The organism is Sphingopyxis sp. P1IMeth2 (genome assembly GCF_900185685.1).
Classification (GTDB): domain Bacteria; phylum Pseudomonadota; class Alphaproteobacteria; order Sphingomonadales; family Sphingomonadaceae; genus Sphingopyxis; species Sphingopyxis terrae_A.
Window position 1 is genome coordinate 703,802 of the sequence record NZ_FYAT01000012.1, and the last position, 18,095, is coordinate 721,896.

Below are 18,095 nucleotides of genomic sequence, written 5' to 3' on the forward strand. Positions count from 1 at the left end.
CGCTCAGTCCCTTTCCTTGATGTCTGGAGTGGCGCCAGCGCCGCCGCGGTCGCCGCCCTGGATTGCGTGGATCGCCATCTGGCGGCGGTGGCGAGCATTCTGGCTGGCATGAAGCTTCTGCGCCCAGGCGGGTGTTCCTTCAGCTGCGCCTATCGGCGCGGCTGCGGGGGCGGCGCCGCCGGCACGGGTGCTTCCTGCTTCCCATGCGGCGCGCTGCCCACGATCGGCGGCAGCGCTAACGCCGAGACCGCCGCTCATCCGGTTGGCAGCCGCGCCGCGCATGGCGGTCGCAACGCCGCCGAGGCCCGCGCCGACGCTGGTCGAGCCCGAGGTTTCCTGCCCGAGCTTGTAGGCAGTGGATGCGGCAGACCCCATCGATGTACCGGCGCGGATCGCGCCGAGACCGGCCCCCGCGAGACCGCGTGCCGCGCCGACGGCGCCAGCGCCTGCCATCGCAAGACCTCCGCCGGCAAGCACGGTAGTGGCGATCACCGATCCGGCGCCGAGCTGCGGCGCGCCGGCGACGAGGCCGGATGCGATTCCCGGGCCGAAGATGGAGAGGCCAAAGATCGCGAGGCTCGCGAGCATCAGCGACACGGCCTGTTCGATCGACACCTCGTCGCCGGTGATCGCACTGGTGAAGTCGGCGAAATAGTTAGAGCCGATGCCGACGATGACCGCGAGCACCATGACCTTGATGCCCGAACTGACGACGTTCCCGAGCACCCGTTCGGCGAGGAACGACGTGCGGTTCCACAGCGCAAAGGGCACGAGCACGAAGCCGGCGAGCGAAGTAAGCTTGAATTCGAGGATTGTGATGAAAAGCTGGATCGCGAGGATGAAAAAGGCGGCGATGACGACGACCCAGGCGATCACCAGCACGGCGATCTCGATGAAATTGTCGAAGAAGGCGATCGGGCCAACCAACTCCTTCGCCTGCTCGAGGAGCGGCCATGCTGCCTCGAAGCCGGTCCCGGCCAGCTTGCCGGGTCGCAATAAATCGTCAGCCGTAATCGCGCTGCCCCCTGCGGTGAGGCCGAGGCCGGCGAAGCTGCGAAAGATGATATCGGACAGTGTCGAGAAGCTGTTGAGGATCAGGGCGAAGACGCCGACATAGAGGATCTTTTTGAGGAACTTGGCGATGACGTCGTCTTCGCCGCCGAGCGCCCAGAACAGCCCGGCGAGCGTGATGTCGATGCCGATCAGGATCGTGGTCAGGAAACCGACGTCACCGCCCAACAGGCCGAACCCGCTGTCGATGTAGGAGGCGAAGGCCTCCATGAACTGATCGATGACATTCAGGTCATCCATATGGGCGGGTTCCTGCTTGAAGTTGAAAGGTGTCGCGGGGACCGGCGGCCATGAGAGGGGCAAGCCCTACGGCCCCCGCGACGAGACAGGTTCGGACCCGGGGGGAGCTGGGGGCGCGGTCCTCGCCTGCCTCAGCTCATTGGCGTGGCGTGTAAGCCTTGCCGTCGCCGAGGAAGCGGCGCGTCGACTCGCGTGCCTCGCGCGCGATCTGGCCCCGCTGCGCCTGCTCGACCGATTCCGCCCGGAACTGCGCCGCCATCATTTGCTGAAGCTGGAGCTGCTGCTTGGCGGTGAGCGCGAGAAGCTGGTTCGTGGCCTGCTGCGCCTGAAGCGAGCCTTCCGCGCCCTGGCTGCGCGCGACGATGTCGGCGAGCGCCTGCGTGTCGCTCCGTACGTTGTCGACGATGCGGTTCTGGACCCCCATCGTCTGGCGAAACGCGGACATCGCGGTATCGAGTTGATCGCGTGCGCGAGCCACACGCTGATCGCGGCGGAACACCTGATCGAACTCCTGCGGGTAGAGCTGGCGGAAGCGCTCGTCGAGCTGATCGATGCGGAAGTCGACGCCCTGCGCCTGGCCCATGAGCTGGTCGATCTGCTGGAGGCGCTGGCGAAGCTCCTGAAGTTGCGGGAAATCGATCCGGGACAGGTTCTTGCCCTGGTTGATCAGCATCTGCGCTTCGTTCTGGAGACTCTGGATCTGGTTGTTGATCTGGGCAAGCGTGCGCGCGGCGGTGAGCAGGTTTTGCGAATAGTTCGATGGATCGAACACACTGAGCTGGGCCGCGACGGGCGTCGAGGTCAACGCGATGCCGATACCGAGCGAGCCGACGGCGCCGAGCGCGAGAGCGGAGAGGCACGCATATTTGCGGATAGGGATACGGGGCACGGGAAATTACTCCTTGTCTTCTGGGGGGCGGGCGGCAGGGTGACGCCCAAGCAGGTCGGCCGCCCAATCGAGGCCGGCTTGGGAGAGAAAGGTCGCGGCGAAGTCGGCCTGGCCCTTTTCGGCCAGCACCGCGTCTATGCGCTTCTGGCTGTCGGGATCGGACGCGCCGCACAACGCCAGCGCGATCGGGCCTAGCCCAAGCTCGAACAGCCGGTTGCCGCGCGCTGATTGCAGATAATATTGCCGCTTGGGCGTCGCGCGGCTGACCAGTTCGATCTGGCGCGCGTTGAGACCGAAGCGGACGTAGACCGTCTGGCCCTGCGGCTCGATCGCCCGATCATTGGGCAGCAAGATGCGCTGCGGACAGCTTTCGATGATGGCCGGCGCGATCGTGCTGTCGGCGATATCGGCTAGGCTCTGTGTCGCGAACACGACGCTGACGTTCTTCTTGCGCAGCACCTTCAGCCACTCACGGATGCGCGCGGCGAACAGCGGGTGGTCGAGGAACACCCAGGCTTCATCCAGTACGAGAAGCGTCGGCCGCCCGGTGAAGCGCTCCTCGAGACGATGGAACAGGTAGGTCAGCACGGGCGCAACGACGCCCGCCTGCCCCATCAGCGCTTCAGTCTCGAAGCACTGCACGTCGGCGATCGCTAGATCGTCTTCGGCGGCGTCGAGCAGGCGGCCGAACGATCCTTCGAGCGTATAGGGCGCGAGCGCCGATCGCAGCGGTGCCGATTGCAGCAGCAGCGACAGGCCGGTGAGCGTGCGTTCCTCGATCGGGGCGGTCGCGAGATTGGTGAGCGCCGACCAGACGGCCTCCTTGATCTCGGGTGTGACCAGTACTTTCTCATGGGCGAGCAGCGCGCCGATCCATTCGGTCGCCCAGGCGCGTGCGTTGGAGCGATCGATGTGGCGCAGCGGCTGGAAGGCGATCGTTCGCCCGCCCACGTCATCGGCATGACCGCTCTCACCGCCAAGCCCGAGCGCGTGATGCGCGCCGCCCATCGCCAGCACGGCCGCGCGCGCCGAAAATCCCTTGTCGAAGACATAGACCTGGGAGTCTGGATATCGCCGGAACTGAAGCGCGAGCATTGCGAGCAGCACCGACTTTCCGGCCCCGGTGGGTCCGACGATCAGCATATGACCGACGTCGCCGACATGCGTGCTGAGACGGAACGGCGTCGAGCCGCTGGTTTCCGCATAAAGCAGCGGCGGACCGTCGAGGTGCGGATTACGCGCCGGTCCTGCCCATACCGAGGACAGCGGCATGAGATGCGCGAGATTCAGGGTGTGGACGATCGGTTGCCGGACGTTCGCATAGACATGGCCCGGCAGGCTCGACAGCCACGCCTCGACCACATTCATGCCCTCGCGGATGCAGGTGAAGCCGAGCCCGTTGACGATGCGCTCGACCGCGCGGACCTTTTCCTCGACGCGGGCGCGGTCGATATCGGCAACGGTGATCGTCGTCGTCAGATAGCCGAACGCGACATGATCGCCGCCGAGCGCCTGCAAGGCGAGGTCGGCATCGACCACCTTGTTGTCGGCATCGCTGTCGAGAAGCTGGACCGGCTGGTTGTAGATGACTTCGCGCAGCAGCGCGGTGATCGACTTGCGCTTGTTGAACCACTGCCGCCGCAGGCGAGTGAGCGCTTTGGTTGCGTCGGTCTTGTCGAGCGCAATGAAGCGCGTCACCCAGCGATAGCCAAAATCCTCATGGTTGAGTCCGTCGAGGATGCCGGGACGGCTCGCGTTCGGAAATCCGAGGATGGTGAGCGTCCGCAGATGCTCGTCGCCGAGCATCGGTTCGAGCCCGCCGGTCAGCGGCGTGTCGGCGAGCAGCCCGTCCAGATAGATGGGCGTTTCGGGCACGGCGACGACATGGCGGCGCGCGGAGATCGCACCGTGGAGAAAGGTCAGCATTTCGCTGTCGCCGAGCGCGCGCACCTCGGGCATGAAGCCTCTGAACAGGTCAAGCGCACGATCCGTCTCGGCGATGAAGCCGGCAAGCGCTTGTCGCCAGTCGCGGCCCTTCGCGTCGTCGCTGCGCTCGATCAGCGCTCGGCCCGCCGTGTCCGCCTGATCGGGCGGAGGCAGGAGGGTGAGCGTCAGATAATAGCGGCTCTCGAAATGCGCGCCCGCGCTTTCGAACGCCGCGCGCCGTTCCTCATCGACCAGCCACGACGCCGCATCGGGAAAGCTGCTGTCGGGATAACCCAGCGCTTCGCGCCGCTCGGCCTCGAAATGGAGTGCCCAGCCCGAGCCGAAGCGCTTCAGGACATTGTTCGCCCGCGCGCAGGCGGCGACAAGCTCGGCTTCGGTGGCGGATTCTAGATCGGGGCCGCGGAACCTGAGGACGCGCAAAAAGCTGCCGTCCTTGTTGAGCACCACGCCGGGCGCGACAAGCGCCGCCCATGGAAGATGATCGGCGAGCCGGTCGGCCTTCTGACGGTATTCGCGCAGATTCAGCATGACAGATGCCCCTTCTGGCGAAGGTGGCGGACAAGGACCGGGGCGAAGTCGGGATCGCGCTTGGCGGCGAACACCGCGAGAGTGTGCCCGAACGCCCACATGGCCAGCCCGGCGATCCACTGCTGGAGACCGAGTCCGAGCGCGGCCGCGATCGTACCATTGACGATCGCGATCGCTCGCGGCGCCCCGCCAAGCAGGATCGGCTCGGCAAGCGCGCGGTGCATCGGCGCCTCGAACCCCTCGATATGGCTGGCGCCATAGGAATTTGGCGCGTTCACGAGATGAGCGCCCCGCCGCCGAAGCTGAAGAAGCTGAGGAAGAAGCTCGACGCCGCAAACGCGATCGACAGGCCGAAGATGATCTGGATGAGGCGCCGGAACCCGCCTGCCGTCTCGCCGAACGCGAGCGTCAAACCGGTGACGATGATGATGATCACCGCGACGATCTTGGCGACAGGACCCTGGACCGATTCGAGGACCTGCTGAAGCAGTTCCTCCCACGGCATGCCCGAGCCGGCGGCCTGCGCGGTGGCGGCGAGCGCAAGCCCGAGGCCGATGGCGGCGCCGGTGAGGAAGATGCTCCGACGATCGGGAATACGGGCAGGAATACGGGACAAGCGCATGGTCATTCTCCTTGGGGTTCGAGGGCGTGGTCGGGAGTAAGGTCGAGGACGGCGTAGCCGCCGTCGGGATCGAGGCCGGCGACGCGCGCGATCGTGTCGACGCGGCGCGCGAGGCCGCGCCCGGCGATGAACACGATCATGTCGATGGCGTCGGCGATCAGCCGGCGCGGAACGGTGACGACGCTTTCCTGCACGAGCTGCTCGAGCCGGTAGAGCGCCGACACTGCCGAATTGGCGTGGACGGTTGCGATGCCGCCCGGATGCCCGGTGTTCCAGGCTTTGAGCATGTCGAGCGCTTCGCGCCCGCGCACCTCGCCAACGACGATGCGATCGGGGCGGAGCCGCAATGTCGAGCGGACAAGATCAGCCATCGTGACGCCGCCGGCTCCGGCAGTGCCAATCGTACGCGTGCGCAGCCCCACCACGTCGGGCGCGGCGCATTGCAACTCACGCGTGTCTTCAATGATGATGACGCGTTCGTCGAGGTGCGCCATCTCGGCGAGCAGCGCGTTGGCAAGCGTCGTCTTGCCCGAACTGGTGCCACCCGCGACCAGGATGTTCTTGCGCTCGACCACGGCCATCGACAGCAGTCGCGCCGTGTCGGCGGGCATGATGCCGTCCCGCACATAGTCGAGCAAAGTGTAGATGCGCGCCGCGGGCTTGCGGATCGAGAAGCACGGCGCGAGGCTGACCGGCGGCAGGATACCCTCGAACCGCTCGCCCGCGCCTTCGCCGTGCGGTGGCAGCTCGGCTGACACGATCGGCGCATTGCCATGAACCTCTGTCCGTGCGTGGCTGGCAACCAGGCGGATGATCCGCTCGACCTGCGCGGGCTCATATTTGGTGCCGGTATCGATCCGGCCTTCGCCGAGTCGATCAAGGCGCAACACGCCGTCCGGGTTCACCATGATCTCGATGACCACCGGATCGGCCAGCGCTGCGGCGATGGTCGGCCCCATCGCGGTGCGCAGCATCGCGCGCCGACGCCCTGCGGAATTATCGGAGCCGAAAAGCGTGTCGCTCATCGCCCACCTCCATTGTCTTTCGCGGAGGCAGCAAGCGTGCGCTGGCCGCTGGCGAGCGCTTCGCCGACGCGGGCAATGAACGCCTCGAAGCGGTCTCGGCCGATCGCACGCGCCGCTTCGTCGGCTTCGGCCAAAGGGGCCTGCACCATCAGTTCATAGCGGATGAACAGCGCCAGGCTCTCGAGCAGCACATGCCCGTCACGCTCGACACGCCCCAGCGCGAGCGACATGCGATCGAGCCGCTGGCTGAACTTGTTCTCCAGCTCGCTCGCCGCCTGCCGGTTGAGCCAGGCGGTGAGCGCGTCGGTGAGGATCGCCGATTTGGACGCGCCGGGCTGGCTCGCCAGCGCCTCGAAGCGGTGGCTCAGATCTTCGGGCAGGAAGAGCTGGTAGCGGACGCGGTTGGGTTTGATCGCGGCCATTGTCAGAAGTCCGGCAGCATGTCGGCGCTGCGACCCTGATTGATCGCGTGAGCGCGGATCAGCGTGCCGGTGGCGCCGGCGCGGTCCATCGCGTGCTTGTCGGCGATCGTGTCGGTGTCGTCGCTGTCCAGGCCGAGCAGGTCGAGCTGCTTTGGCGGCTCGGGTTTTTTGGCGGGTTCTTCGCCGAGGCCGGGGTGGCGCTGCTGTTGCAAGCCGCCGTCCTCATCCGCCTTCGCATCGTCATCGGGCTTGCCGAGCCGGGTATCGGGCGCGCGGACCAGTCCGCTCCAGTCGTTGGGGCGTGCCTGCGGCCGGTCGGGATAGTCTCCGGGCGCGGGCTGCGGCGGCGGTGCGATCCGCTCGCGGAAATTGCGGTCCTCGTAATAGCGCAGCTTCCTCGCGCGGATCGGGGCCATGCCGGAGACAAGGACAAGCTCATCCTTGGGCGGGAGCTGCATCACCTCGCCGGTGGTCAGGAGTGGCCGGGCGGTCTCCTGCCGGCTGACCATGACGTGCGCCAGCCAGGGCGCGAGCCGGTGGCCGGCATAGTTGCGCATCGCGCGCTGTTCGGTGGCGATGCCGAGCGCGTCCGAAATCCGCCGCGCCGTGCGCTCGTCGTTGGTCGCAAACGCGACGCGGACATGGCAGTTGTCGAGGATCGAGTTGTGCTCGCCATAAGCCTTCTCGATCTGGTTCAAGGACTGCGCGATCAGGAAGGCGCGCACTCCATAGCCCGCGAGAAAGGCAAGACTGGTCTCGAAGAAGTCGAGCCGCCCCAATGCCGGGAACTCGTCGAGCATCATCAGGAGCTTGTGCTTGCCCGCCCTGGCGGGATCGGCATCGAGCTTTTCGGTGAGGCGGCGGCCGATCTGGTTGAGCACCAACCGCACCAGCGGCTTGGTGCGGCTGATGTCCGATGGCGGGATGACAAGGTAGAGCGAGACCGGATGGCCGGCCTCGACGAGATCGGCGATCCGCCAGTCGCAGCGCGATGTCACCGCGGCGACGGTCGGGTCGCGATAGAGCCCGAGAAACGACATTGCGGTGGAGAGGACGCCGCTGCGCTCGTTCTCGCTCTTGTTGAGCACCTCGCGCGCCGCCGAGGCGACGACGGGATGGATCTGCGGCGCATCCTTCGTGCCGAGGTGATTGGTGGTCATCATCCGCCGGAGCGTGGCGGTGAACGGCCGCTGCGGGTCCGACAGGAATGTGGCTACCCGTGCGAGCGTCTTTTCTTCCTCCGCATAAAGGACGTGGAGGATCGCGCCGACCAGGAGCGAATGGGAGGTTTTCTCCCAGTGGTTGCGCCGTTCGAGCGCGCCTTCGGGATCGACCAGGATGTCGGCGATGTTCTGGACGTCGCGGACCTCATGCTCGCCGCGCCGGACCTCCAGCAGCGGGTTGTATTTGGCGGAAGCGGGATCGGTCGGATTGAACAGCAGGACGTGGGAGAAGCGCGCGCGCCAGCCGGCGGTGAGCTGCCAGTTCTCGCCCTTGATGTCGTGAACCACGGCGCTGCCGGTCCAGCCAAGCAGTGTCGGTATGACCAGCCCGACGCCCTTGCCCGAACGGGTTGGCGCGAACGCCATGATATGTTCGGGGCCGTCATGCCGGAGATAGCGGCCGCGCGAGCGGCCCAGGAATACGCCGGCATCACCGTAAAGGCCGGCCCGCTCGATCTCGTTCGGCCTGGCCCAGCGCGCCGAACCATAGGTGGTGACGTGACGCGACTGCCGCGCGCGCCAGAGCGAGCCTGCGATCGCCGCGCCGCAGCCGATGAAACCGCTCGCGCCGGCGAGCGCGCCGGCCTTGTCGAAAACATGCGGCGCATAGGCATCGTAGTGATACCACCAGGGGAAGAGCGCCCAGGGACGATAGACCGGCGTGCTTCCAGCCATGAACCAGGCCGGACCAAGTTCGGGCTGGTAGGCGAGCATCGCCGCCGCCCATTGGGTCGCCGCCCAGAGGCCCGCGATCACGATTGCGAACACGACAAGGATCTGGCCGATGAGCAATTTGGTCGGGGTCACGTTGAAGCTCCCGCCCATACCGCCGGATGCGGTCGGGGCGCGGCTTCAAGACTCGGCTATGGGCCGCCCGAAATGAACGGAGCCGCTGGGGGCTGGTGGGTGACCGAAGGAGATCACTCGTCGGCGACTGACTCAATATTCCAGCTCTGTTCTTTTGATCGAGCTATGACCCGAGTTGATGATTCTGCCCTGTCGTTGTCCCTCGAGGTGGCACTGACCACCACACCGCACCGCCGATGACCCGCTACACCCTGCAAAAATCCGAGCTGCAAATTCGGGCTTGCGTGTCGGATTATCAGACATTATATCGCATTTAATGTAGTGAAATCGTGCGAGGCATGCATGGCGACAATCGCTCCTCCGCAGCCCGCGGCAACCGCGTTTCCCAAAGCCGACGCCATTAGGGCGTTGGTCGACGAACTGCTGCAAGTGGCCAGGGCTGAGGCACAGGTGCGCGGAATTGCCCTGCCTCCGGAAAACCCGAAGATCATCCAGGCGCCCGTGCCACTCGACTCCTTGTCCGTGGTCGACACGCTTTGCGCGGTGGAGCAGGTCCTCGACATCGAGCTTCGCGACAGCATCGTCCGCACCGGCGGCTACAATTCGATCGAGAAGGCGATTGACGACCTCCTCCCTAAGATCGAACGCGTCTGGGTTAAGAAGAAAGGGTCGAAGCCATGACCAATCTCGCACTCCGCCAGGAAGGCGACGAGCAGGAGCGGCGGCGCTTGGGCGACCGTCTGCGCGAAGCACGGAAATATCTCGGCCTCAAGCAGGAAGAAGTTGCTGCCTATCTCAAGATTCCCCGGACCGCGCTTACCGATATCGAGAATGGCCAGCGCCGCGTTGAAGCGATCGAACTGACGCGGCTTGCCCGTCTTTACCGCCAGTCGGTGGCCTATTTTACCGGCGAAGACGAGGCCTCCGCGAGCCTTCCCGCCGATGTCGCCCATCTGGCGCGACGCGTTGCGGCCTTGTCGACTGAGGACCGGGCCGAGCTGAGCCGGTTTGCCGAATATCTCCGCTCGCGGTCTGGCGGCGAACGGAGCTGATCGATGGCGTCGGATTATGCGAGCGCGGTTCGCGCTGGTACGATGGCAGCGGGCCGCCTGCATCGCGAACTCGATACGCGCGCACTGATCGAGACCCAAGGCGGCAGCGTCGATGTCTTCGGCGCGATCCATGCCGTGGGTCTACCCTTGCTGCTTCGTCCTCTGAAAGGCCTGCTCGGCGCCTATCTCAGCGCACCTGCTCCTGGCGTTCTCGTCACGACGGAACGACCGATGAGCATCCAGCGCTTCACGGCCGCGCACGAACTCGGGCATTTTTCGATGCGACACGAGCCGAGCCTCGACGATGAGAGCATCCTGCGCCGGATGCCGATGTCGCCCGAACCGGGAAACAACTTCGAGGAAACCGAAGCCGACGCCTTTGCGATCGCCTTCATGATGCCGAAATGGCTGGTGCTCGCGCACAGCGCGCGACAAGGATGGCAGATCGATCATTTCCGGCGCCCCAATGTCGTCTATCAGCTCTCGCTGCGGATCGGCGCCAGCTATGAGGCGACGTGCCGCACCCTGGTTCGCTACAATCTGATTTCGCCATCGGTGATGACCGACCTGCTCCGGACGCAGCCGCGCAGCCTGAAGGTCGATCTCCTCAAGGACTATCGGCCCGACAACTATCGCGGCGACGTCTGGCTGCTGACCGAGCGCGATGCCGGCTCGCGGATCGATGGCAGTCGCAATGATCTTTTCGTGCTGCAGCTCGAAGAACATAGCGGCGGTGGGTATCTCTGGGATCTCGACCAACTGATCGCCAGCGGCTTCGCCGTCGTTCGAGACGAGCGTGAGGCAATCGACGGCGATGGCATCGGTGGTCCCGTTGTCCGCCGTGTCACCGCGGCGCCCGATGCGCCGCGGCGCGGCCGCATGTCGCTCGACGAGCGGCGGCCGTGGCAGCCTGCGCCGGCCCTCACCAGCCTGACGCTCGATTTCGACCTCACCGGCCCGGAACAGACGGGCCTGTCGCGCGCCGAACGGCGGCACCTGCTCGAGGCCGCCTGACGCCCCATGATCGATATCGTCCGTGACCTTCGGCCGCTGTTCGGGCCTGCGCGCGATCAAGGCGCGCGGCCGACATGCCTCGCATTCGCCGCGAGCGACACCCACGCCGGGCTTCGCGACGGCTGGGCACCGCTGTCGTGTGAATTCGCCTTTTATGCCGCGCAGAAACGGGCGGGCAGACCGCCGACGAGCGGCGCACTGCTATCCACAATGCTGGACGCGCTACGGCTCGATGGCCAACCCGACGAGAAAGGCTGGCCGTATCTGGCAGCGGTTCCAGCCGATCATCGACTGTGGACGCCGCCGGCGACCGTTGGCCCGCTCTATGGCCGCAACGGACAGAGGGATGGAACCGACCTGTCATCCATCCTTGCCGCGCTGGATCGTGACACGCCGGTGCTCATGCTGACGATGCTGTCACGGTCTTTCTTCCAGCCGCGCGGTGATGGCGTCGTCGATCCGGCGAACGACGAACTCCCCGAGCCAGCGCAACGGCACGCGGTCGTCGCGGTCGGGCATGGAACCGTGGACGGCACCCCGGCCATTCTCATCCGCAACAGCTGGGGACCAGGTTGGGGCTTGGAAGGCCACGCCTGGCTTACTGAGCGCTTTCTAGCGCCGCGCCTTTTCGCCACGGCAAATTTGACGGAGGAAGTCGATGTATCTTCCCATACCGCCGCAGCCTGACTGCGTTGCTGGCTGGCGCGAGGCGGTCCGGCTCGTCGACCTCGCCACCGGACACCAGGCGCAGAATGTCGTCATCTCCGTGGCCGAGCCGACTGCGCGCGCAACACTCGCCGATCCCGTCGTGGCGGAAGTCGATGCCTTCCTTTCGGGCCATGGCAAGAAGCCCATCGAGACGGTCGCCAACACGATTTTTCCGGCAGCGCTGTACAGGCGCTACGGCGCGCCGCAATTCTTCGACCGGTTTCGCGACAACGTGCTGCCGAAGGTCCGGAGGTCGGGCGCTTGGTCGGGCTATTATTTCGAACGGATGATGGAATTGCCCCGCGCCGACGGCCAGCCAATCAATCAAATCTGGGGCATCGTCGAGCGCCTGCGCAACCCGAACGTCCGAGCGCTCAACAAATTCGAACTGCTGATCTTCGACCCCGCCCGCGACGTGAATGACTCGCCCTACGGCGGTCAGTGCCTGAGCTTTGCCAGTCTCAAGCTGATCGGCAAGGGCGACGATCGTCGCCTCGGCATGACCGCGCTCTACCGCAATCACTACTATATCGAAAAACTGCTCGGCAATCTGATCGGCCTCGGCCGTCTGCTCGAATTCATCGCCAAGGAAGGCGGGGTCGCGCTGGGTCCGCTCACGATCGTCTCGACCAACGCCACGGTCGACACCGCCAACTGGAACCGCGGCGATCTTAAGCAACTCTTTGAACGCTGCGATCAGGCGAGCGCACATCTCCGTGCTGCGGCGTGAGGCGCGCCCAACGGCAGTTCTAGCGGCTCATCGTTGTCATCCGCGACACCGTACAGGCTGAACATGCCCTCGATGAACTCGCGCTGCCCGCCGTAGCTCGGATGGCGGACCGCGGTGGTCGGAATGTCGAGACCGTCCAGCGCCAGGTGAGCGTCGCGCCCGATCGCGACGATCTGGCGGGGCCGGATCATTGACACGAGGGCTTGCAATATCGGCCAGGTCGCCTCGCGCTCGCTTCGCGTGTGGCATCGGTTCGACATCGGATCATCCGCTTCATGGGGATGGAACGGGAAAACGTTCCAGAGCATGACAGGCTGACCGATCCGCTCTAGCACACGCCAGACGATCGCCGCGGTGCGCTCCGCCACGGCGGGTCCCTGCGTCGCACGTTCAAATGCGATGCCGCCCATCAGCGTGCCGGCATGTCCGAGGTGAATTTCGTCGGTCAGCGGTACGCCCGTACGCCGCCCCCCGCGATAGCCGAGATCACGCGCGATCCAGATCGTTTCGACGCGATGATCAAGCGCCGCGGTGAGCAGCATTTCGAGATTGTCGCGGCGCCGGGCGGCGGCGTCGCTGCGGTCATGGACCGTGCAGCGATCGCGCCAGGGATTGAACACTGAGGGAAGTTCGGTCGCCGCCAGGGTGGACACAAAGGATTTCGGGGTCATGACGGCAATTCCTTGATACGCAGGCGGCGATTGGCGAAGTCGATCAGGACGCGGCCGCGCCGATGCTCCTGAAGGAAGCGGAAAGCCGTATAGCCCTGGAGGATCGCTTCCTCCCAAAGCCACAGCGGACAGCGTTCTGATTCGTAGCCGGCGACGAACTGGCGGACATGCTTCAGCATGTCCAGCGGAAGGCCACCGCGCTTCACGTTTTCAAAGTACCGGAGTTGCTGCGCTTGTCCGAAAATCCAGGAAGTTATGCCCTCTTCGATGAGAATCGCCCGAGCACCGTCTTCGGCGTCGTCGAGTTTCGGATCGCTCTTGCGCTTGAGACGGAGCAGCGCACGCAGCACTGGCGACCAGCCAAGCACCGCGACATAAGCGTAGTGAAAGACATCGTGGAAACGATAGTCGTCGGGTTCGAGCGCGTTGTCGGTGAGCCGGTCGCCGACATACACACCGCTTGAGCGTTGATACACGAATGTCTGCCCGCGAACGGTGCGTTCATAGACGTCGATCGCCATCCGCCGCGGCAATTGCTCTTCTGGGTCGAGCGCCGCATCGGTCGGCGCCGGATAGATGCGCTCGCGCGGCCAGCGATCGAAGATCTTGTGAAGATTCTTCACGGCGGCAGCCTCGATGGTAACACCGGATTCGTTTGCCGCCTGGATCAACCGGCGCATGACCGCGACCAGCCGGCCCGCGAGTGCTTCGCGGTCCTTCGCAAGACCGCCCGCCTGGAAATCGTTGATGAGCAGCCCAACGTCGCCTGCCAGCGCGAGCAGGCTATGCTCGAACTGCGGCATCGGTGCCTTGGCAAGCGGAATGTGCTGCGGCTGCAGCGCATGGAAACTGAGCGTTTCGTTGCCGCCCGTCTGCCATTGTCCGCCGTTTGTCGCCGCGGCGGCAGCGATGTCGCTGAGCGCCATGCGGCTGCGCCGTGCGATCGCCGCCAGATACCAAAGGACGTCACCAAGCTCTTCCGCGACGGCGTGAGCGTAACCCAGGTAGGAGGCATCGTCGCGCTGCTTTTTCTTGGCCTCACTGAGCAAGCTGCCGACTTCGCCGAAAAGGCCAAGCATCGAGAAGCCCAGTGCGCGGCCACCGCTGCGTTGATCAGTCCGCGCGGCCTGCTTCGCATAATCCGCAACAGTGAGAGCTTCGAAATCCTCGCTCATCGCCTGCCCTTCCGGCGATCCGATATCGCGTCTGCGGGGACGCTCACGCCATAGGCTTCAAGTGCCCGCAGTACGATCATCCGGATCGGCTCGCGGGAATCGAGCGACCGTTGACCGAGATCGCGTTTCGTAACGGCAGGAATCTGCACCTGAAGATGCTCGTCGCCGACATCGGTTTGCGCTGCGATATTTTTCATGAATCCATGAAAACATAATTTCATGAAAATAGAAAGCCCGAATCCTCCGGATCAGGAGACGCTCGGCCCGCTGCGCTGCCGCCCGAGTGTCCAGTTGATCCCGCCGTCGCGCATGATGCCCGAGACCGATTTACCGACATGGCGATCGAGAACAGAGCGCCACGGCACCAGCGTGAAATCGCGCGACCGTTCGATGAGCGCATGGCGACCACTCGTCATCTCGACTGCGCGCACGAGCCTGCCTTGAACAGCCTCCCCCTCTCTGGCCTCGGCGAACGGAACGCCTAACTTGTCGGAGAGCTGGCGGGCGACACGCAGCAATTCTCGCCGCTGGAGCGCGGCGAGCATCCCTCGCCGATAGACCGTCTGCCCATCCTGTTCGTCTGCAAGCTGTTCGGTGATCAGCCATTGCCGTCGCATCGCCTGCGCTGAACGAACCTCGTGCCCGAACCCAGCATCGCGCACTGGCACCGGCGCTTCGGCGACCAGCTCGCGATCGAGCCAGGTCGCGGCATCGGTTCCCGGTAATTTGTCGAGCGGGATCGCCGACAGGGTTTCAATGGCAACGGGGTGGTCGCGGAACTGCATGGCTTCGAACCTCTCGACCCTGGCGAGATGGTCCGGCGCGATGATCCAGCTTCCGTCGGGCTCGCGCTCGACGACGCCCGAGATTTTTCGCATCGCTTCAAGCCGCCGGACATGCGTTTCGGCGAAGCGTTCGCTGGCGGTCGGATCGTGCTTCAGATGGGCGTCGATCGAATAGCGCCCGCCGTTCGCCGCCGCGATCTCGTCGATCGTCCGATCGACGGCGCGAATGCCGCCCTCGCGTGGCGCGATCCGGACGATGGCATTTTCGGGGATCGTGTCGACCAGCTCGCCCTTGCCGATCTCGGCATAATGGGTGCGCCCGTCGATGCCGTCGACCAGCAGATAATGACGGTCTTCATGTTCGTCGGCGAGCCCGCGCATCACGACGCGGCCGATGATCGGCGTCGCCTCCTTCGCGACCGGGTCGTAGATGACGCGATCGACCGCAGCACGATCGAGCTTCCGCGCGGTCAGCTCGCGCTGCATGGTGCGGATGATGTCGCCGCGCTCGCCGATCTGGCGCAGTGTGTTCGCAAGGTCGGGCTCAAGCCGCCAGGTGCCGTTGCCGACATGCGAGGCGAGTCCCATGCGCCCGAGTTTCTGCAGGCGACCGACGCGAAGCGATTGCTGGAAGGGATCGCCATCGCTCGCGCTGACCAGCCGCGCGGTATCCATGTCGCGGATCAGCCGTCTGTCGATCGCGGTCAGCCGCTCGGCACCCGTATCGCTGCGAAGCCGCTCTTCGATTTCAAGGTCGGTGCGCGGCCCCAGGTCGAGGTTGACGATCTCGATCGCCCGCTGCCGGCTCCCGTGCGAGATATACTCGCGCGCGATCAGCAGATTCTCACCCCGATCGTTTACGCCGCGCACCACGATATGCGTGTGCGGATGGCCGGTATTGAAATGGTCGACCGCCACCCAATCGAGCTTTGTCCCAAGATCCTGCTCCATCTGCGTCATCAGCCGGCGCACGAACGGCTTCAAGTCGGGATACTGGTCGGCGTCCTCGGCCGACACGATGAACCGGAACTGGCGGCGGTCGCCGTCACACCGTTCGAGGAACGCCTTGCCATCGGCGACGTCGCTGTCGGGCGAGTAGAGCGCACCAGCCTCGCCCTCACGGGTCACGCCGTCGCGCTGAATATAGCGAAGGTGCGCCTTCGCACCGCCCATGCCTTTCCCGCCAAGGCCGACAGGCCGTATCTTGACGATCACGCGGCGCGACCGGAACGCGCCCAATCGGTCGCGCGATCTGAGCACCCGCGCAACACTCGCGCCGCGCCCGATCCGGCTGCCGTCGAAACGGCCGCGCCTGCCCGTTTTCATGCCGGCCCGCTTTGCCGCTTTCACGACGCGGCTCAGGTAGCGCTGCTCCTTGCCCCGGCCGCGCATCCGGCCCAGCTGCGGTTCGAACTCATCATCGCGCATAGCGGCGTCCTTCCATGCCGGAATGACGCTCCCCGCCGATAAGAATGGCGCGTCCTCGCCAGAGCGCAAGGAGTCTCGCGATTGGGATCGGAAAAGCCCAGAAAACCGCCACTCCTGGTAACCCTGTCTCGCACTCAAAGGGCGAGTCTCGCAAAAGCCTTCAAAAAACGATGTGCAGACAAACACTTACAAAATCGCGAGATTTTGCCTCTATCTTGCCATCGAGCCCGACTGCCACCTGCCGCCCCAGACGCCCGCTTTGCCTTCCCGCCTTCCCGATCAAAAAAGGGGAGCGGCGCCATGCGGCACCACTCCCGCGAACCTGCCCCTTCAACAGCGCATCGCCTTATTGCCAGCCTGCCTGTTCGGCCTGACGCAGCGCCCGATTGCACCGCTTCAGCCTCTTCTCAGCGGCCCTTAATTCGGCTTCGATCTGCCGCCGTTCTCCCGCGTCATCGCACCATGAAAGCTCCGCGCGAAGCTCCTCGATCTGTTGTTCAACCGACATCTCATCCTCCTGATACAAGCGAAAGATGAGCCATCGCCCGGCGGGGAGCGGGCGGGGTCAACCACCGCGCAGCGGCCGCGAAGCGGGCGACGGGGGAGCCGATTTTCTCGTCGCCGGAGTGGAGCGAAGCGGAACGCAGGTGGCGTGAAAATTGGGGGAACCGTCGATGGTTGAGGCGGTCCGTTCGCCGCCGGATACTCGGTGCTTGCTGAGCGGATTTCTTCCTCTCTGCAGGCCCGCAAGCGCGTTCCGGTGCAGGAAAAGGCCCACGCCAAGCCCTCAAGGCATGAGGAAAGCCCCGCGCCGGGTGACCGGCGCGGGGCCGATCCGGCTCAGTCGCCGGGGTTCCAGATAACGGCGAACGCGTCGTCGTCGTCCTGCCCGGCGGCGCGGCCGAGATTGGCGTAGAGGGTGCGGCCGCCAAGTTCGGGGGCCGACATGGCGAGGCGGACATATTCGCGCTGGCTCACCTCGCCGGTGCGGATCCAGCCGCCGCCCAGTTCGACGCCGTTCGACAGCACGCGGTAGTCGGGCTGGTCCCCGGTCTTACTGCGGTTGGGGATGATGGCGATCTCGGCATTGACCGAAAGCGTCTTCAAGGCGCCCCGGAACGAACCGTCGTTCTGGCGCTGGACATGACCGATTGAGGGCATTTCTCGTCTCCTTGCACATTCGCCCGACCCGATGCCGGGCGATGGGCGGACCGAAGGGACGGCCCTTGAGCGCGCTGCGAACCGCAGGCCGAAGCGAAGCGGAGGACCGGAAGCGCGGGGCTGATTTGGAGCGAAGCGGCCGCGAGGAGCGCCGCCAAAGCGGCGCGGGGAAATCAGTTCCGCGCGATGGTTTCGCGAGGCGCGCGGCCGTCCCAGGTCATGCGCCCAAGGAGCCGGCGACGGGTTGGTGAGACACGAAAGGACGAGATGCGCGCGCGGACAGGAAGCCCAGTCCGGCGTCTTTCCGGGAAGCCATGATTGCTTTCGCGGCCACGAGGCCGCGGCTATAGCCTCACGGCGATGAACGAAGGAACGACGATTGCGGGGCAGATCGAACGGCTGATCGTGCGGCTGGACGGCGCGGCGGTGTGCGATGCCTGCGTGACTGACCGGCTCAACCTGTCGGTTACCGCACAGGCCAATGTCGTCACCTGCGCGCTCAGCGGCACGCGCGGATTCGAGCGGCAGAAGGACGAATGCACGTTATGCGGAAGCGCCCGGACGGTGATCCGCCGCACCGCCCGGTAGGTCAGGCGG

At 65.3% G+C, this 18,095-nt stretch carries 20 protein-coding genes; 6 read left to right on the forward strand and 14 right to left on the reverse strand.

Going from position 1 to position 18,095, the window contains the following annotated elements:
- Positions 1–3: 3 nt before the first annotated feature.
- The 8 genes from trbL to P1IM2_RS10350 all read right to left on the reverse strand — a co-directional run bounded on the left by trbL (position 4) and on the right by P1IM2_RS10350 (position 8,774).
- Positions 4–1,311: a P-type conjugative transfer protein TrbL gene (gene trbL, locus P1IM2_RS10315; RefSeq protein WP_017499931.1), complete on the reverse strand. Its 1,308-nt coding sequence runs from the start codon at positions 1,309–1,311 to the stop codon at positions 4–6.
- A 136-nt stretch (positions 1,312–1,447) separates the two neighbouring features.
- Positions 1,448–2,200, reverse strand: a complete 753-nt coding sequence (gene trbJ, locus P1IM2_RS10320; RefSeq protein ID WP_017499932.1) for a P-type conjugative transfer protein TrbJ — start codon at positions 2,198–2,200, stop codon at positions 1,448–1,450.
- A gap of 6 nt (positions 2,201–2,206) precedes the next feature.
- Positions 2,207–4,675 carry a conjugal transfer protein TrbE gene (gene trbE / locus P1IM2_RS10325; RefSeq protein ID WP_017499933.1) on the reverse strand — a complete coding sequence of 823 codons (2,469 nt, stop codon included), beginning with the start codon at positions 4,673–4,675 and terminating at the stop codon, positions 2,207–2,209.
- Entirely contained in the window at positions 4,669–4,899 is a 231-nt protein-coding gene (locus P1IM2_RS10330; protein WP_051035683.1) for a VirB3 family type IV secretion system protein, read from the reverse strand. Before P1IM2_RS10330 ends, trbE begins: the two co-directional genes overlap by 7 nt.
- 50 nt (positions 4,900–4,949) lie before the next feature.
- The gene (locus tag P1IM2_RS10335) at positions 4,950–5,303 is read right to left on the reverse strand and encodes a TrbC/VirB2 family protein (RefSeq protein ID WP_186402387.1); all 354 of its coding nucleotides are present in this window, start codon (positions 5,301–5,303) and stop codon (positions 4,950–4,952) included.
- Positions 5,300–6,322: a P-type conjugative transfer ATPase TrbB gene (trbB, locus tag P1IM2_RS10340; protein ID WP_017499936.1), complete on the reverse strand. Its 1,023-nt coding sequence runs from the start codon at positions 6,320–6,322 to the stop codon at positions 5,300–5,302. Before trbB ends, P1IM2_RS10335 begins: the two co-directional genes overlap by 4 nt.
- Positions 6,319–6,744, reverse strand: a complete 426-nt coding sequence (locus P1IM2_RS10345; RefSeq protein WP_017499937.1) for a hypothetical protein — start codon at positions 6,742–6,744, stop codon at positions 6,319–6,321. Before P1IM2_RS10345 ends, trbB begins: the two co-directional genes overlap by 4 nt.
- Positions 6,745–6,746: 2 nt before the next feature.
- On the reverse strand, positions 6,747–8,774 hold the full coding sequence (locus P1IM2_RS10350) for a conjugal transfer protein TraG (RefSeq protein WP_038292469.1): 2,028 nt from the start codon (positions 8,772–8,774) through the stop codon (positions 6,747–6,749).
- 342 nt (positions 8,775–9,116) lie between these two features.
- Here P1IM2_RS10350 and P1IM2_RS10355 point away from each other — a divergent pair, with 342 nt between their 5' ends.
- Genes P1IM2_RS10355 through P1IM2_RS10375 form a run of 5 tightly spaced genes read left to right on the forward strand, consistent with a single transcriptional unit; the run spans position 9,117 to position 12,278 of the window.
- Positions 9,117–9,455 (forward strand): hypothetical protein, encoded by a 339-nt coding sequence (locus P1IM2_RS10355; RefSeq protein WP_017499939.1) that lies wholly within the window; start codon positions 9,117–9,119, stop codon positions 9,453–9,455.
- Complete coding sequence (locus tag P1IM2_RS10360; RefSeq protein ID WP_017499940.1) at positions 9,452–9,826, forward strand: helix-turn-helix domain-containing protein; 375 nt, start codon at positions 9,452–9,454, stop codon at positions 9,824–9,826. The genes P1IM2_RS10355 and P1IM2_RS10360 overlap by 4 nt, the downstream gene beginning before the upstream one ends.
- 3 nt (positions 9,827–9,829) lie before the next feature.
- Entirely contained in the window at positions 9,830–10,840 is a 1,011-nt protein-coding gene (locus tag P1IM2_RS10365; RefSeq protein ID WP_017499941.1) for an ImmA/IrrE family metallo-endopeptidase, read from the forward strand.
- 6 nt (positions 10,841–10,846) lie between these two features.
- Entirely contained in the window at positions 10,847–11,527 is a 681-nt protein-coding gene (locus P1IM2_RS10370; RefSeq protein WP_017499942.1) for a C1 family peptidase, read from the forward strand.
- The gene (locus tag P1IM2_RS10375) at positions 11,499–12,278 is read left to right on the forward strand and encodes a hypothetical protein (RefSeq protein ID WP_017499943.1); all 780 of its coding nucleotides are present in this window, start codon (positions 11,499–11,501) and stop codon (positions 12,276–12,278) included. The genes P1IM2_RS10370 and P1IM2_RS10375 overlap by 29 nt, the downstream gene beginning before the upstream one ends.
- Here P1IM2_RS10375 and P1IM2_RS10380 read toward each other — a convergent pair.
- From P1IM2_RS10380 to P1IM2_RS10405, 6 genes are all read right to left on the reverse strand, one after another.
- The gene (locus tag P1IM2_RS10380; RefSeq protein ID WP_017499944.1) at positions 12,245–12,949 is read right to left on the reverse strand and encodes a uracil-DNA glycosylase; all 705 of its coding nucleotides are present in this window, start codon (positions 12,947–12,949) and stop codon (positions 12,245–12,247) included. The two genes, P1IM2_RS10375 and P1IM2_RS10380, sit on opposite strands and share 34 nt — an antisense overlap.
- Positions 12,946–14,124, reverse strand: coding sequence for a nucleoside triphosphate pyrophosphohydrolase family protein (locus tag P1IM2_RS10385; protein ID WP_017499945.1), 1,179 nt, complete (start codon positions 14,122–14,124; stop codon positions 12,946–12,948). Before P1IM2_RS10385 ends, P1IM2_RS10380 begins: the two co-directional genes overlap by 4 nt.
- The gene (locus tag P1IM2_RS10390; protein ID WP_017499946.1) at positions 14,121–14,321 is read right to left on the reverse strand and encodes a hypothetical protein; all 201 of its coding nucleotides are present in this window, start codon (positions 14,319–14,321) and stop codon (positions 14,121–14,123) included. The genes P1IM2_RS10385 and P1IM2_RS10390 overlap by 4 nt, the downstream gene beginning before the upstream one ends.
- Before the next feature lie 51 nt (positions 14,322–14,372).
- Positions 14,373–16,337, reverse strand: a complete 1,965-nt coding sequence (gene rlxS / locus P1IM2_RS10395) for a relaxase/mobilization nuclease RlxS (RefSeq protein WP_017499947.1) — start codon at positions 16,335–16,337, stop codon at positions 14,373–14,375.
- Between the two features lie 346 nt (positions 16,338–16,683).
- Positions 16,684–16,845: a hypothetical protein gene (locus P1IM2_RS10400; protein ID WP_168196079.1), complete on the reverse strand. Its 162-nt coding sequence runs from the start codon at positions 16,843–16,845 to the stop codon at positions 16,684–16,686.
- 332 nt (positions 16,846–17,177) lie between these two features.
- On the reverse strand, positions 17,178–17,498 hold the full coding sequence (locus P1IM2_RS10405; RefSeq protein WP_017499949.1) for a DUF736 domain-containing protein: 321 nt from the start codon (positions 17,496–17,498) through the stop codon (positions 17,178–17,180).
- A gap of 360 nt (positions 17,499–17,858) precedes the next feature.
- On the opposite strand from P1IM2_RS10405, the gene P1IM2_RS10410 reads away from it, so the two are divergent.
- Positions 17,859–18,086, forward strand: a complete 228-nt coding sequence (locus P1IM2_RS10410) for a hypothetical protein (RefSeq protein ID WP_260833973.1) — start codon at positions 17,859–17,861, stop codon at positions 18,084–18,086.
- Positions 18,087–18,095 lie beyond the last annotated feature (9 nt).